This window comes from Lutispora sp. (assembly GCF_041687175.1).
In the GTDB taxonomy this organism is placed as follows: domain Bacteria; phylum Bacillota; class Clostridia; order Lutisporales; family Lutisporaceae; genus Lutispora.
In genome coordinates, this window is record NZ_JAWLCK010000064.1 from 1 (window position 1) to 15,571 (window position 15,571).

General features: G+C 35.1%; 12 protein-coding genes. All 12 read left to right on the top strand.

What is annotated here, in order from left to right; genetic code table 11:
- A partial coding sequence (locus ACESM9_RS09835; protein ID WP_372997775.1) for a hypothetical protein occupies positions 1–263 on the top strand: 263 nt, incomplete at its 5' end.
- Positions 264–604: 341 nt separating this feature from the next.
- On the top strand, positions 605–5,413 hold the full coding sequence (locus tag ACESM9_RS09840; RefSeq protein ID WP_372997777.1) for a RecQ family ATP-dependent DNA helicase: 4,809 nt from the start codon (positions 605–607) through the stop codon (positions 5,411–5,413).
- Between the two features lie 12 nt (positions 5,414–5,425).
- Positions 5,426–6,124 (top strand): M48 family metallopeptidase, encoded by a 699-nt coding sequence (locus ACESM9_RS09845; protein WP_372997779.1) that lies wholly within the window; start codon positions 5,426–5,428, stop codon positions 6,122–6,124.
- Positions 6,125–6,183: 59 nt separating this feature from the next.
- On the top strand, positions 6,184–7,542 hold the full coding sequence (locus ACESM9_RS09850; RefSeq protein ID WP_372997781.1) for a DUF2812 domain-containing protein: 1,359 nt from the start codon (positions 6,184–6,186) through the stop codon (positions 7,540–7,542).
- A gap of 72 nt (positions 7,543–7,614) precedes the next feature.
- Entirely contained in the window at positions 7,615–7,839 is a 225-nt protein-coding gene (locus ACESM9_RS09855) for a DUF1858 domain-containing protein (RefSeq protein ID WP_372997783.1), read from the top strand.
- 250 nt (positions 7,840–8,089) lie between these two features.
- Positions 8,090–10,336, top strand: coding sequence for an RNA polymerase recycling motor HelD (gene helD / locus ACESM9_RS09860; RefSeq protein ID WP_372997785.1), 2,247 nt, complete (start codon positions 8,090–8,092; stop codon positions 10,334–10,336).
- Between the two features lie 233 nt (positions 10,337–10,569).
- Positions 10,570–10,944 carry a PH domain-containing protein gene (locus tag ACESM9_RS09865; RefSeq protein WP_372997787.1) on the top strand — a complete coding sequence of 125 codons (375 nt, stop codon included), beginning with the start codon at positions 10,570–10,572 and terminating at the stop codon, positions 10,942–10,944.
- 107 nt (positions 10,945–11,051) lie between these two features.
- Complete coding sequence (locus tag ACESM9_RS09870; RefSeq protein ID WP_372997789.1) at positions 11,052–11,576, top strand: hypothetical protein; 525 nt, start codon at positions 11,052–11,054, stop codon at positions 11,574–11,576.
- Between the two features lie 427 nt (positions 11,577–12,003).
- The gene (locus ACESM9_RS09875; protein WP_372997791.1) at positions 12,004–12,453 is read left to right on the top strand and encodes a DUF2975 domain-containing protein; all 450 of its coding nucleotides are present in this window, start codon (positions 12,004–12,006) and stop codon (positions 12,451–12,453) included.
- 16 nt (positions 12,454–12,469) lie between these two features.
- Entirely contained in the window at positions 12,470–12,676 is a 207-nt protein-coding gene (locus ACESM9_RS09880) for a helix-turn-helix domain-containing protein (RefSeq protein ID WP_372997793.1), read from the top strand.
- Between the two features lie 2 nt (positions 12,677–12,678).
- The gene (locus ACESM9_RS09885) at positions 12,679–14,292 is read left to right on the top strand and encodes a DUF4173 domain-containing protein (protein WP_372997795.1); all 1,614 of its coding nucleotides are present in this window, start codon (positions 12,679–12,681) and stop codon (positions 14,290–14,292) included.
- Positions 14,293–14,623: 331 nt separating this feature from the next.
- The gene (locus ACESM9_RS09890) at positions 14,624–15,478 is read left to right on the top strand and encodes a methyl-accepting chemotaxis protein (protein WP_372997797.1); all 855 of its coding nucleotides are present in this window, start codon (positions 14,624–14,626) and stop codon (positions 15,476–15,478) included.
- Positions 15,479–15,571: the final 93 nt, after the last annotated feature.

The window sequence follows — 15,571 nt, forward strand, 5'->3', positions numbered from 1 at the left end:
GAAAAGTGCTGAATGGAGAAATATCTGATCTTTCATCCTTTATAGCCAAAAGGGATGATATAGAAGGACAGCTGCTGAAGCTGGCTGACCAAGCCAAGTTTGATGAGGATAAAATTGAAATTACGAGATTAGCAAAGCAATCAGAGCAGGAACTATATAAAATACTATCGGATAGTATTTCAAAGGTTGAAAAGAAGAGATTAAACCTGAACTTGTACTATAATTGGTATTGGAAAAAGCAAAATAATAGTCTTAATAGCTAAAGAATAATAACAACCATGACGCTATGACTTTGCTGCTAGTATGGTTGTTATTTCATGTAATTTAGTTATTTTGCTTATACATTCTTTATTAATGTCCTATTTTAGATTTGTTCTTTGAACCCGCAATCATATGTCATGTATTCAGATGTGATTTTCTAGTATGCTATCTTCTATTGTGAGAAATAAAAAAGTAGTAAAAGGCAGGTTATAGACTCTTGAACATCCATTATATTTTGACGGCATTGCACGATATTACAAAAAATGCTATAATTTACTTCTAATTCAGCATTAGAATGATTATTTTGTTGAGATTACCTATGGAATTTTGGGAGGATAAGTATATGAAGTCTATCGCTTTTATTGATACCGAAATTGATGCAAATAGTGGCAAGATTCTTGATATCGGTAGCGTTAAAGGAGATGGAAGTTTATTTCACTCCAGTTATGTTCATGATTTCACTAAATTTCTATGTGGTTCAGATTATGTTTGTGGTCATAATATTTTTAATCATGATTTAAAATATATTAAAAACTCAATTACTGACGCTGGTATTAATATCTCTAATCTGATTGATACATTATATCTCTCTCCCCTTTTGTTTCCAGCCAAACCATATCATTCTCTGGTCAAGGATGATAAGCTACAGACAGAGGATATAAACAACCCGCTGAACGACTCAATCAAGTCTAGAGATCTTTTTTTTGACGAGATTACAGCTTTTCAACAGTTAGACACCGAGCTAAAGAGGATTTTTTATTTTTTATTAAAAGATAAAAAAGAGTTTTCCGCTTTCTTTGGCTTTCTAGGATATAATGATAAGGTAACGGATATAGAACAGGCAATTCGAATAAGGTTCTATAATCATATATGCGAGAATGCAAATCTAAGAGATGTTATTTCTTTGCATCCAGTTGAATTAGCCTATTGCTTGGCTTTAATAAATGTGAATCATAAGTATTCCATTACGCCACCATGGGTGTTAAAGAGTTTTCCAGCAATTGAGAGTATCATGTTCTTGCTGCGAGGTAAGCCATGCGTTAGAGGGTGTAAATATTGCAATGAAGCTTTTGATATACACAAAGCCCTAAAAAGGTACTTTGGATATGACTCCTACAGGACATATGCAGGTGAACCTTTGCAGGAAAAAGCTGTGAGAGCAGCTGTAGATAACAAGTCACTTTTGGCTGTGTTTCCTACTGGAGGTGGAAAATCCATTACTTTTCAGATTCCTGCCTTAATGAGCGGTGTAAGTTCAAAAGGACTAACAGTAGTAATTTCTCCTTTGCAGTCTCTGATGAAAGATCAGGTTGATAATCTAGAAAAGATGGGAATTACGGATGCTGTTGCTATAAATGGATTGCTTGATCCGATAGAAAGGGCAAAATCCTTTGAAAGAGTAGAGGATGGTTCAACATCAATACTATATATTTCACCAGAATCTTTGCGTTCAAGGACAATTGAACACCTGCTTCTAGGGAGAAATATAGTCAGGTTTGTTATTGATGAAGCTCACTGTCTATCAGCATGGGGACATGATTTTAGAGTAGATTATCTGTACATAGGGGATTTTATAAAATCCATTCAAGAAAAAAAGAATTTAGAAGAGGGTATCCCAGTTTCATGTTTCACTGCCACAGCAAAGCAAAAAGTTGTTGAGGATATACGGAACTACTTTAAGGATAAACTGTCTCTTGAACTCGAACTGTATTGCACAAGTGCATCAAGAACTAATCTGAGGTATAGAGTATTTAAAAGAGAAAGCGAAGAAGAAAAATACAATACCATGAGAGATTTGATTGATAGTAAAAGATGCCCGACAATTATTTATGTATCCCGTACTGGAAAAACATATTCATTAGCAAATAGATTAACTAAGGATGGTTATACTGCAAAGCCTTATCATGGGAAAATGGACAAGCAGGAAAAGGCTATGAATCAGGATGCCTTCTTAAAGGGCGAGATTCAGATAATGGTAGCAACATCTGCTTTTGGAATGGGAGTGGATAAGAAAGATGTGGGAATGGTTATTCACTATGAAATATCAGATTCCCTTGAAAACTACATACAGGAGGCTGGAAGGGCAGGCCGGGATGAAACTATATTTGCAGACTGTTATGTACTTTTTAATGATGAAGATTTGAACAAGCATTTTATACTTCTTAATCAAACAAAGCTTAGCATCAAGGAAATCCAACAGATATGGAAAGCTATTAAAGAAATCACCAAGTTTCGGCTAAAAGCATCCCAATCCGCTCTTGAGATTGCCCGTAAGGCTGGTTGGGATGATAGTGTAGCTGAGATTGAAAACAGGGTAACGACGGCTATTGCAGCTTTGGAAGAAGCTGGATATTTGAAAAGAGGCCAGAATATGGTTAGAGTATTTGCAAACAGTATTCTTTCAAAAAATGTAAAGGAAGCAATAGAAAAGATTAACATGTCTGATAAGTTTCAGGATAAGCAGAGGGAAAAAGCAGTAAGGATAATAAAAAAGCTTTTTTCCAGCAAAAGCAGAAAGCATTTGAGTGATGAAGAAGCTGAGTCAAGAATTGATTACATTTCAGACCATTTGGGAATTGTTAAGGAAGAAGTAATAAAGATAGTCAATCTACTTCGGGAGGAAAAGATTTTAGCTGACACCAAGGATTTAACTGCATTTATAAGAAGCAAGGATAATAAAAACCACTCATTAAGCATACTTAAATCTTTCTGGCAGATAGAGAGCTTTCTGCTTACTATTATAGAAAATGAAGAGAAAATTTTCCACATAAAAGAGTTGAATGAGCTGGCGGAAAAATACGGGTGCCAAGATGTAAATCCATATAAGATAAAAACAATTCTAAACTTCTGGGCTATAAAAAACTGGATAAAGAAGCAGACACTAGATCGTTCAAGAAATCACATACAGGTTATCTGTCTACACAAAAAGGAAGAACTTGAAGATAAGTTGACTAAACGTTATGAGTTGGCTCAGTTCATTATAGAATACCTTTATGAAATAAGCAAAACACAAAAAGCTGGTAATAATGAAAGTAAAGAGGAAGTTTTAGTAGAGTTTTCGGAGTTAGCCATAAAACAGGAGTTTGAAAGCAGACTGACTCTTTTAAGTGCTAAGGTATCTCTTGAAGATATTGAAGATGCCTTGTTTTATCTATCAAAAATAGAGGCACTGAAAATTGAGGGTGGTTTTTTAGTTGTTTATAATGCCCTTACCATAGAGCGTATTGAAAAGGACAATAAAAAAAGATATAAGATAGAGGATTATCAGAAACTGAATCAATTCTATATAAACAAAGTACAACAGATACATATTGTTGGAGAATATGCTAGAAAAATGATCGATGACTACAAGGGCGCACTCCAGTTTGTAGATGATTATTTTCAGTTGAACTATAACTCTTTTTTGAATAAGTATTTTAAGGGTAGCCGACAAAATGAAATCAAAAGGAATATAACACCTTCCAAGTTCAAGCAACTTTTTGGAGAGCTTTCACTGACACAACTGAAAGTAATCAATGATAGTGAATCAAAACATATTGTTGTAGCTGCAGGGCCTGGAAGCGGAAAGACCAGAATTCTGGCTCACAAGCTGGCTTCGCTGTATCTTATGGAGGATGTAAAGCATGAGCAAATGCTTATGGTTACCTTTTCAAGATCTGCAGCCACCGAGTTTAAGAAACGCTTGCTGAGGCTTATTGGAAATGCTTCAAACTTCATAGAAATCAAAACCTTTCATTCCTATTGTTTTGATTTAATGGGAAAGGTCGGCACTATTGAAATGTCGGCAGAAGTGATAAGGGAAGCAATAAAGAGGATTAAGAATGGAGATATTGATGTAGGCAGAATAACAAAAACTGTATTAGTAATTGATGAAGCTCAGGATATGGATGCTGATGAATTTGACTTAATAAATACCTTGATGGAGTTTAATGAAGAAATGCGTGTAATTGCAGTAGGTGATGATGATCAGAACATTTTTGAATTCCGAGGGTCAAGTTCTATATATATGGAGAAGCTCATAAATGAAAAAAAGGCAACAATGTATGAGATGGTTGAAAACTATAGAAGTAAAAGTAATATAGTTGATTTGGCAAATCAGTTTGCATCAAAGATTTCCCATCGTTTAAAGAAAACACCTATTATAGCAATGCAGAATGAAAACGGGAAAATAAAAATTGTAAAGTACAAAAGCTGCAATCTAATCAATCCTACAGTAAATGACATACTATCGGAAGACCTATCTGGAAGCACCTGTGTTTTGACTAAGACTAACGAAGAAGCTATGCAGATTGCTGGATTGCTATCAAAGAATAAAATTCAGGCCAAGCCAATTCAGTCCAACGATGGATTCAATTTATATAATCTTGAGGAAGTCAGGTTCTTTCTCGACCAATTAAACATTTCAAAGGGAGTTTATACTATTAGTGATGATATGTGGGATAAAGCAAAACGAAATTTGAAGGAGAAGTTTGATAAGAGTTTAAATTTTGATTTGTGCATGAACATGATAAAAGATTTTGAAATGACTAACACAAAAAGCAAATATGTTTCAGATTTGGAAATATTCATTCGCGAATCAAATTTGGAGGATTTCTTTGGTGAAAATAGAGAAACAGTATTTATTTCAACAATACATAAAGCTAAAGGTCGAGAGTTTGATAATGTTTTTCTCATGCTAGATCAGTTTAACTGTGAAACAGATGAAGCAAGGCGTCTACTTTATGTTGCTATGACAAGGGCAAAACAAAATCTTACCATACACTATAATGGAAGCTATCTTGATAATATTAAAACAGAAAGCCTAGTGTATAATTATGACTCAAAATCTTATACGCCTCCTGTTGAATTGACTATGCAATTGGGCTTCAGGGATTTATGGTTAGACTCTTTTTTGCCATTTCAACATCTGATTTCAGAGGTTAACAGCGGTGACCAACTTTACATTGATGGATACTGTTGCTGCAATTCAAAAGGGCAGCCGCTACTTAAGTTCTCAAAACAGTTTAAAAAGAAAGTCAAGACTTTGAAGCAAAGTAACTATGTGCTGAAAACAGCAAGAATTAGATTTATAATTTACTGGAGAAAAGAAAATTTTGAACGTGAAATAAAAGTCATATTGCCAGAGGTTTGCTTTGAAAGAATACATGACTAATGGAGTATTAATATGAAAAACATTAGAATAGAAGACATAGAGATCCAAGTAATCAAAAAAAGTATCAAGAATATGTATATATCTGTACACAAACCTGACGGATGGGTGCGAATCACTGCACCTAAAAAGATGAAGGACGAAGACATTTGGAAGTTTGCAGTTTCTAAGTTAGGTTGGATAAAAAAGCAACGGGCAAAGTATCAGAATCTAGAGATACAGCCTCAAAAAGAATATGTTACGGGAGAAAAACATTATTTTCAGGGCAGAGCATATTTATTAAATGTTATATACACCAATAAAAAGCAAAAAGTAGAGATACACAACAATCAAATGGATTTATATATTAGAGAGGATAGTACCCGGGAACAACGGGAGAAAGTAATGATTGAATGGTACCGAAGCAAACTTAAAGAGGAGATTCCTAAGCTCATTGACAAGTGGGAGCAGGTAATGGGTGTAAAAGTAAACTCCTTTGGAGTTAAGCTTATGAAAACCAAATGGGGTACCTGCAATACTGCTGCAAAGCGAATCTGGATCAACCTTGAATTAGCCAAAAAGAATCCTAAGTGTCTGGAATATATAGTAGTTCACGAGATGGTACATCTGCTTGAAAGATATCATAATAAAAGATTTTATGCATTTATGGATCAATACCTGCCTGACTGGAAGGAAATTAGAGAAGAGTTGAAATCAATAGGTTCTCTGGCATAGAGCCATGATAGCAAATAATCACAGATTAGAAGCAGTATCTTTGGGGAGAAGGTGAAATAATGCTAAAAAAAACTAAGAGGGTGTTTTGGGGATTCTTTTCCCTTGATTATAAAGCGATGGAAACATATTTGGAAGAAATGGCTGAGAAGGGATGGATGTTAGAGAAGGTTGGAGTGCTAACGGCCAAGTTCAGAGCTATAGAGCCTAAGAAGTTGAAATTCTGCGTAGATGTGTTTAAAAAAGGTGGACCCTTTACACCGGAAAATACTATAGAAGCACAGGAATATAGAAAGCAGTGTGAGAAGTTAGGTTGGACTTTTATAACATCCCAGAACTATCTGCAGTTTTTCTATGCAGATAGTGATGTGGATCCTGCTCCTATTCAAACTGACGATGCCTATGAACATAGAATTGTTGAGAGTACCTTATGGAGAAATGAAATGGTAGGTATGTTTTTAGCCTCCATAGTTGCAGTCATGGGGCTGACTAGGTTTTTTCCTATAAGTTATAAAGGACTTCTAAGTTTTACAGGTGCGACTGGAACAATATTTTTTCCAATGCTGTGTGTTTTCATGTTAACTTATACTATCTATGGCTTAATCAGAGTGCTAAAGGCAAGAAGAAATATCAAAAAGGGATTACCTATAGAAAAGCCTTCTCTGAAAAGTGCCCGAAGGCGCATAATAGCATTCCATGTTCCGGTATTGATTATTGGAATTATACTCATACTTTCACTTTTAGGTGATGCACTTTATAAACCTCAAATTGTAGGACTATCTATTCTGGGCCCGGTTTTTGGTTTCATTGTTGGGTTTAGCCTTAGATATTTTATTAAGAAAAAGGCTGCTAAAGAAGAGGACAGTATACTATATGTGACCATTGCAGTCATTATTGTTGTTGTTTTTCTATTTATAGCTAATTCATTGTTTGAAGATATGTTTGTTAGTAATATCTATAGACAAGACTCTATACCCGAGGATTATCCAATAGTTACAATGGAAGAGCTATTGGAGGGTTCAGAAAAAGGCAGATTAGGAATTAGGGACTTCAACCCTGGCATGAGTCCCGTTATACCTAAACATTATGATTACCGGGAAACTAGAAATATAATTGGTAATCCAGAGAGTATGCGAATTAAATACTATAAAGCAATAAATAGATATTTTGCTGACATAATATTTAATGGAATAAAGGAAGAATTAGAAAAGGGAATTAAGGTGAAAGGCAAGTATCTATTTTCAAAAACTATTATCAAGGACGATGAGATGAGGGTTTTATGGAATGTGGATAACCTGGTACTGACAGAGGACAGGGATGAAATTATAGTTCAAAAAGGAGATACTGTGGTGCATATTTCCGGTGACATAGATTTTGATGATAGACAAACAAGAGAATTGATCTTCAGTAAATTCTTTTAGTAGCACAATTTAAAGGCTAATAATAAAGTTTATTATGGCACATACTAATAATTCTATAGAGAAGGTGGTTAAATGAGAAAGCAAATAGATATAACAAAAAGTGTATACGAGATATGTACTGAAAACCCTGATGTTATTGAGATAATGAAGAGCTTAGGGTTTGAAAGCATCACAAATCCTGGGATGCTAAATACTGCAGGTCGATTTATGACCATTTCAAAAGGTGCAGCTATGAAGAATATATCTATGGATAAAATAAAAGAGGAATTTGCTAAAAAGGGATACGATATAAAATAACTTCTATTACAATATTATATTATTGGACATATAAAAGCCTGTGACTTGTATCACAGGCTTTTAGCATACTAAAAATATAAGACCAAATTCATTTACCATTGACATAACCAATAAAAAGGTGGTATTATAAAAATAATTTTGCTGAAATATAGCGTATATAAACAATACCCCTACTTTAATTATATACTATATTTAAGGCAATGTCAACATAGTTAATAAAAATTAATTATATTTTTTGGGAGGGCATTTAATGAACATAAACAACTATGAATGGATCGAGGAAATTAAATGGCTGGAGATAGTGTTAAAAGAAGCCCTTAAGCAGCTTGATGAAAAGCGTGAATCTAGTGAAAGAATTAGAAAGGAAAATATAGAGACACAGAGGGAGTTATGGAAGGATATAGGATCTGTTTCTATAGAAAATAACTTGGAACAGATTGTAGATTTTATGGCATACATCAATATGATGAAAACTCAAAAAAGGACCTATAGCTTTACAAAGAAGCTGGAAGAAAAATATGAGAAGATAATTATGTCACCCTACTTCGGAAGAATAGATTTTGTTGAAGATGGAAATGAGAGGGCTGAAAAATACTATATAGGAATGGCTAACTTGATAAATGACAACTATGATATTCTTGTATATGACTGGCGAGCTCCTGTTTCTAGCATGTTTTATGATTATGAAATCGGTGAGGCAAGTTATAAATGTCCTGAAGGAATTATTAGCGGCAAAGTAACATTAAAAAGGCAGTACAAAATATCTAATGGTAAATTGGAATATATGTTTGACTGCAATCTAAAGATTGATGATGAAATACTTCAGGAAGTACTGGGCAAAAGCACCGATAGCAAAATGAAGACTATTGTAACCAGCATTCAACGAGAACAGAATAAAGTAATACGAAACGAGGATTATAAGAATTTGATTGTGCAAGGTCCTGCAGGTAGTGGAAAAACATCAATCGCACTTCATAGGGTAGCATATTTGCTTTATAAGCATCGTGATAAGATAGCACCGGAAAATATAATAATATTTTCACCTAATCAGATTTTTAATGATTATATATCAAATGTGTTGCCCCAACTTGGAGAGGAGAATATGCTCCAGACCACATTCAAGGAATACATGCATAAAGCCTTAGGCCACGGACTTAAAAAGGAAGACTACTATGATATGATGGAGTATATTCTGGGGTCAAAGAATAAATCAGGCTATGGCAAGAGAATAAATAATATAAGGTTCAAGTCATCCATTGAATTTGCAGAAATGTTGAAGAAGTATGCGGCATATATTGAAGTTAAAGAAAGAAACTATAATGATATATTTTTTAGAGATAAAATGATAATCTCCGCTGATGAGCTGAAGGAACTTTATTACAAAGATTATTTCAAGCTTCCATTAAAAAAGAGGTTAGAAAAGATAGGGGAAAGAGTTTTATTCCTACTGAAACCCTACGAAGAGGAAAGAATAAAAGAAGTTTCCAGTGAACTTATCAATACTGGTTCCTATATGAGTAAAGCAGAAATAAGTAGAAGTGCTAAATCTCGTGTAAGGGATGAAATGAAGGATATCTATGCTGAAGTAGAAAGGATCAGCAAGTTTGATTTAGTTGATATCTATAAGGAGTTTATTGAAGAGCTGGAGTTTTTTTGTGGAAATTCTAAAAGTGAAGGTATGATAGATGAGATTAAAAAGTATACTCTGGAAAATCTCAATGCAGGACAGCTTTACTATGAGGATCAGATTCCATTGTTATATCTCAAGGGAGCTTTGGGAGATCTGCCTGGAACATCGGAAATAAAATATGTAATCATAGATGAAGCACAGGACTATACGCTACTTCAATATGAAGTTTTCTATCAGCTATTTAGCCATGCAAACATAACTATGCTGGGCGATCTCAATCAGTCTATAAACCCATATATGAATGTTGGTGATTACAATAATATTTCCCACATTTTTCCTAAACATAATACATGTATCATGAATTTAACGAAAAGCTATAGATCCACAATGGAGATCGCAAAATTTACGAGAATGATTCTGAAGAGGGAAGCTACTGAAGAATTCGTTGAAAGATCTGGAGACAAACCTATAGTACTTGGTTTTAGTAAAGAGGAGGACATTAAAAAAAGAATTTGTGAAGATATAAAAGTGTACAAGGATAAAGGATATAAATCCATTGGTATTATAACAAGAACTAAAAAGGAAGCAAATGAAGTATATGATTACTTAAAGGATAAACTTCAAGTCAAGGCCATAATCAGTGAGGATGAAGAATATATGAATGATGCTGTGGTAATACCGGCTTATCTTGCTAAAGGCCTTGAATTCGATGTGGTGCTTATCTATAATGCTGGAAATGGGAATTACTGCTGTGAAGAGGAAAGACTACTGCTTTACACTGCGTGCACCAGAGCACTGCATGTGTTATGTGTATACTTTTCGGGAGTATGTACGCCGTTATTGGAGCATGCACGGCTACACTTATAAACGTCATAAATATTAGTATTTTAAAAAATATAGATTTAGATTGAAAAGCGTGATTATTTCTGTAAACGCCTGGATGATATAGTATTAAAACATAGCATAAAGTGTAGCTATGAAAAATGCAACATTGGATAAGATAAAAGAGGAATTTGCTAAAAAGGGATATGAAATAGAAGGAGAATAAATGGATATCATATGAAAGAGTATAATATTTTTGAGAGTTAGGAGGTGGTATCGTGGCAGAAATAGCCAATATTCTTACATGGACATTTGTAGCTGAATGTCCTATACCAAATGATGTGCAGGATCTGCTAGTAGAAGGTGAAGAAGCAGTTGCTGCTTATAAAACATTTAGAGACAGTGCAATATTTACAAACAAAAGACTGATAGTGAGAGATGCCCAAGGTATTACTGGTAAGAAAGTGGAAATATACTCTTTACCCTATTCATCCATAAATATGTGGTCTACAGAGAATGCTGGAAAGTTTTTGGATCTTAATGCTGAAGTAGAGCTATGGACAAGAGCAGGACATATCAAGATTAATTTACAAAAGGGCGTGGACATAAGGAAATTTGATAAGCTTATTGCAAATGCCTTATTAAAGAAATAATGGCTTAATTTGTTCAAAAAACCCCTTAATTTGCAAGGGGTTTTTTTGAACAAATTTTTTATTATAGAGTCTAATTTTATATAAGCATATAAAAGGAGGCAAAATTAGTGAGAAAAAAGATATTAATTCCTATTGTGGTCGTTGCATTGTTACTGTGCTTGGCTTCTCAATTATTCAAATATAGTGATTCAAAGGAATCAACTAATCCAATAGATACCAATGATAAAGGAGTATCTGCACCTGCAGACTCAATAAGCACAGAAGCTCCAAATCAAAACAACTTTGTAACAGGTCTTGGCTTAGGAGGGGTATCTCTTGGAGATTCTCCCCAGAAAGTTATCAGTGTACTAGGCAATGATTACACCGAATCTATTGAAATAGATAACGGAGGAATTATAGGTGAGGATATAGTTATTTGGAGTTATGAAAAAGGTATAGTAGTAAGCTTTGGAAAAACATCAGGAAAAGTTATAAGAGTTGTATCTGCAAGTCCCAATTTCCAAACCGATCTAGGTATCAAGGTCGGTGATAATGCAAAGACTGCATTTGAAGTGTACAAACCAAAATTCAAGGAAGCTATAAGCAGACATAGTAATGAAGTATTAGAAGGTTGGTTCCACGCAGGGGAATGAAGCTGTTATGATTTTCGATTTTGATAAATCAGATAGGGTTGTGACAAATAGCGCAATTACGGAAGATTCGGATATTGAGGAAATAATACTTGCATATTGGAAGCATTTTAATTAATTCAAGAACAAAACCTATATTTTAACTAAAGTGACAACTGATAATGAGAACCAAGAGGCTTTGAGCCGACTTGGTTCTCATTATTTTGAAAATACATCTTTCAACCCTTAATTGCATTTCGTTTTATAAAGTGTCATCTCGCTTTACAATTAACCGATGCTTTTCTAAGTATTATAAAAAACATAAAAAATATAATAATAAACATAAAAATAATATCGATAAACGATAAAATAATATTGTAATTCAATAAAGCATATGCTATACTACAATCAATAAAAGAGAATTTACCATTACATTTTGGAGGATGATTCTATGTGGAATGATAAAAAATCCATTACTCTAAGTAAGTTTTGCGTTCTGGCATTCTCAGCTATGCTAATTGGTATTGCTTTATCGGCACCATGGATTGTAAACAGGTTTCTGGATTTCTCACGAGCTGATTTAGTCGGAAAGGAGAATTTCTTCCTATCAACCATCTATTCTGGAAGCATTCCGGCAGCGGTGTTGCTATATTGTCTTTATCGCTTGCTGCATAGTATTGAGCATGAGGAGGTATTTATTTCAGCTAATGTGGAGTACCTGAGACGGATTTCCTGGTGCTGCTTCGCAGGAGCAATTATATGCTTTGCCTCAACGCCATATTACTTTCCTTGGATATTTGTGGCTGTTGCTGCCGCATTTATGGGACTGATTGTGCGTGTTATCAAAAATATAATTGCCCAGGCAGTGGAACTAAAAAACGAGTCGGAATACACCATATGAAGGGGGAAGGATTGATATGCCAATTATAGTGAATTTGGATGTAATGATGGCAAAGAGGAAAATGTCATCAGGCGAACTGGCTGAAAGAATTGGTATAAGTCAGGCCAATCTCTCCATACTGAAGACCGGTAAGGCTAAAGCAATACGATTTTCTACACTGGAGGCAATATGTAAAGCTCTTGATTGCCAGCCAGGCGATATTCTGGAATATAAGGAAGGCTAAACATGGAGGTAGGAAACATGAACGAGAGTTTCTCAATTGATAATAAAGAATCATTTATAAATAATGTATCTAAGGCTGTAGCAGAAGGAGCACAACCTATGCATAAGATTAAAGAGCCCTTTGAAGCAGATCGTAAGGATAGCATTTTTGCCTTAATTACACTTGTATTGGGATTCTTCTTTGCCCGATGGATAATGTTTTCATTATGGCAAGGGTGGGGAGTTACGGTATTTACTATTGGCTACTGCTTCGCAATTACAATGTATCTTATAAAAAAGGGAGTGGAGATTCCCCGAACTGGTTATTTTTGGCTTGCAGTGGTTCTGCTTACTGGAGTCAGCTATTCACTTTATGCAAACAATGGGTTGGAACCATGGAGAAATTTGTTTTTGTTCTGTTCAGCCGTTTACTATGTTATTTGCGCCACAGAACAGCAAATACTGGGCAAAACAAGCAATTACCTTATACTTGATGGAATCAACGCTTTGTTCGGTATACCTTTTAAGAACTTTGGCTGCCAATTTAAAAGTCTATCTACATCCAAGCATATAAAAAGAAGCTGGGGGAAGCAGGTTTCATCCATTGCACTGGGATTGTTGTTGGCATTGTTGGTTGTGGGCATGGTGTTACCATTGCTCATGAGAGCGGACAGTGGTGGTTTCTCCAGAATAGCAAGGGGAATCCATGAATATTATCTATGGGTACAAAACCAGTTTATGGATATAATAATTAATATAATTCTTGCAATACCAATATCAGCATATATATTTGGACTGGTGGCGGGGTGTGCACACAAAAGAAACTGTCAAGCGTTTAAAAAAGAGGGTCTTGAATATACTGCCCAATCCATGCGTGTACTAACCTCCACAACTGTTTATACAACTCTTGGTGTGATATGCGGTTTATATTTAGTGTTTATAGGAAGCCAAGTGCCTTACTTTTTCTCGGCATTTGTGGGGCAGAGGCCAGAGGGATGGCAGATATATTCTGAATATGCCCGTAGTGGATTTTTTGAGTTGTGCCAGATTGCAGCCATCAATCTATCCTTACTGATACTGGCAAACCTTCTTTGCAAAAACCCTAAAGCAGAGAACTCCATTTTAAAAATATTTAATTGTCTGCTTTCATTGCTGACTTTGCTGCTTATTGCAACAGCTTTCAGCAAAATGGCACTGTATATTGGGGCTTATGGACTTTCTATACGTAGGTTGTTGCCATGCATGTTCATGGTTTTTCTCACTATTGTTTTCGGTGGCGTGATAGCATTACAAAAATGGCGATTTTCAATTATGAGGCTTTCGGTCATTACTGCTGCTTTGATGATTTGCGCTCTTAGCTTGCTTAACCCAGACGGTTTTGTTGCCAGATATAATGCTGATAGATATCTTTCAGGAACATTGGAAGACTTTGATGTTGATATTCTATATCAATCAGGTCCGGCGGGAGTTGACTCTGCATTAAAGGTTTATGCTCAGACCGAAGATAGGATATTGAAAGCAGAGCTAAGAACCTATATTGAGGCTCAAAAGCGCCAGAGTTCAAACACATTAGGTCAGTCCCGGGATAGTCTGCAGAATATGCTAATCCGGCAAAAAACTACAGATTTTCATGAATAGATTTCATAAAAAAACCTCTGTTGATTCAATGTCAGCAGAGGGTTTTTTATGTGCATTTTTTGTTATATGAATAATATATGCATATTGGGTAGGTATTGATTTAGAAAATCACTACTCCTTTGTATATATCAGTTTTATGCTTTTAAAATTTATATTTCATAATGTTATTTATGTCAAAAAAGCAGGAAAATTGACATGTATGTAGAAATTTATAAATAGTTTGAATATTGTATAAATTACCCGTTCAATTGCCATATTGTTCGAACATAAAATATGCAAACTGTGTTCATAGTAAGGTAATATACAAAATTAAATAAGTGAGGCGAAAATTATGAAACAGCATTCAGGAGAAGAAATCTTACAACTGTTTACTGAAGTAGCTCCATATCTTAATGATATTGTTATTGAAGATATAGGGATATCAGTAATTAAAGAAGGTTACTACACAGCTTATGTACCTGGCCAATCTTTTGATCTTGGAGTCAGAGCCGGTGAACCTATGAAAGGACAAGTAAGCGAAAAATGCATGAAGTCAGGTGAAAAGGTTATCGCAACGATTACGAAAGAACAGTCAGCTTTTGGAATTCCATATATAGCCTGTGCCCATCCTATAAAAGAAGGTGAGGATACAATTGGTTGTATTATCACAACTCAAGCTATTACTAAACAAGAAAAAATCAGGACCATTTCTTATGACTTAGCCACATCCACTGAAGAATTCACCGCCAGTATGGAAGAAATAGCGGCAGGGGCACAAGAGTTGGCTGGTATTTGCAGAGAGCTTGGGCAACTGAGTGGTGATCTAGTGAATACAATTAAACAAACTGATGAAATAGTTGCTTTTATTCGAAATGTGGCCAACCAGACAAACCTGCTAGGACTCAATGCTGCTATTGAATCAGCTCGTGTCGGTGAAGTAGGCAGGGGTTTTGGTGTTGTGGCACAAGAAGTCAGGAAGCTGGCTGTTGAAAGCGCCGACTCAGTTAAGAATATTAAAACATTACTAGATAAAATACAGGACTCCATCTCTCTTGTTAATGAAAAAATAGGAGTTATTGATAAGACAGTAGAAACCCAGGAACAATCGATTCAAGCAATGGCACAAACCAGCCAGGGCTTCGCTACGATGGCTAATGAGTTAGCAAATATTTCTGAAAATGGCACAATAGATAATAAGACGGAGTAGAATTAGTCTCGAAATTTGAGAGCAAGAGTATAGATTTGCAATCGTGTAGATAAAGCCTGTGATCGGGAACAATCATAGGCTTTTATATTGTTT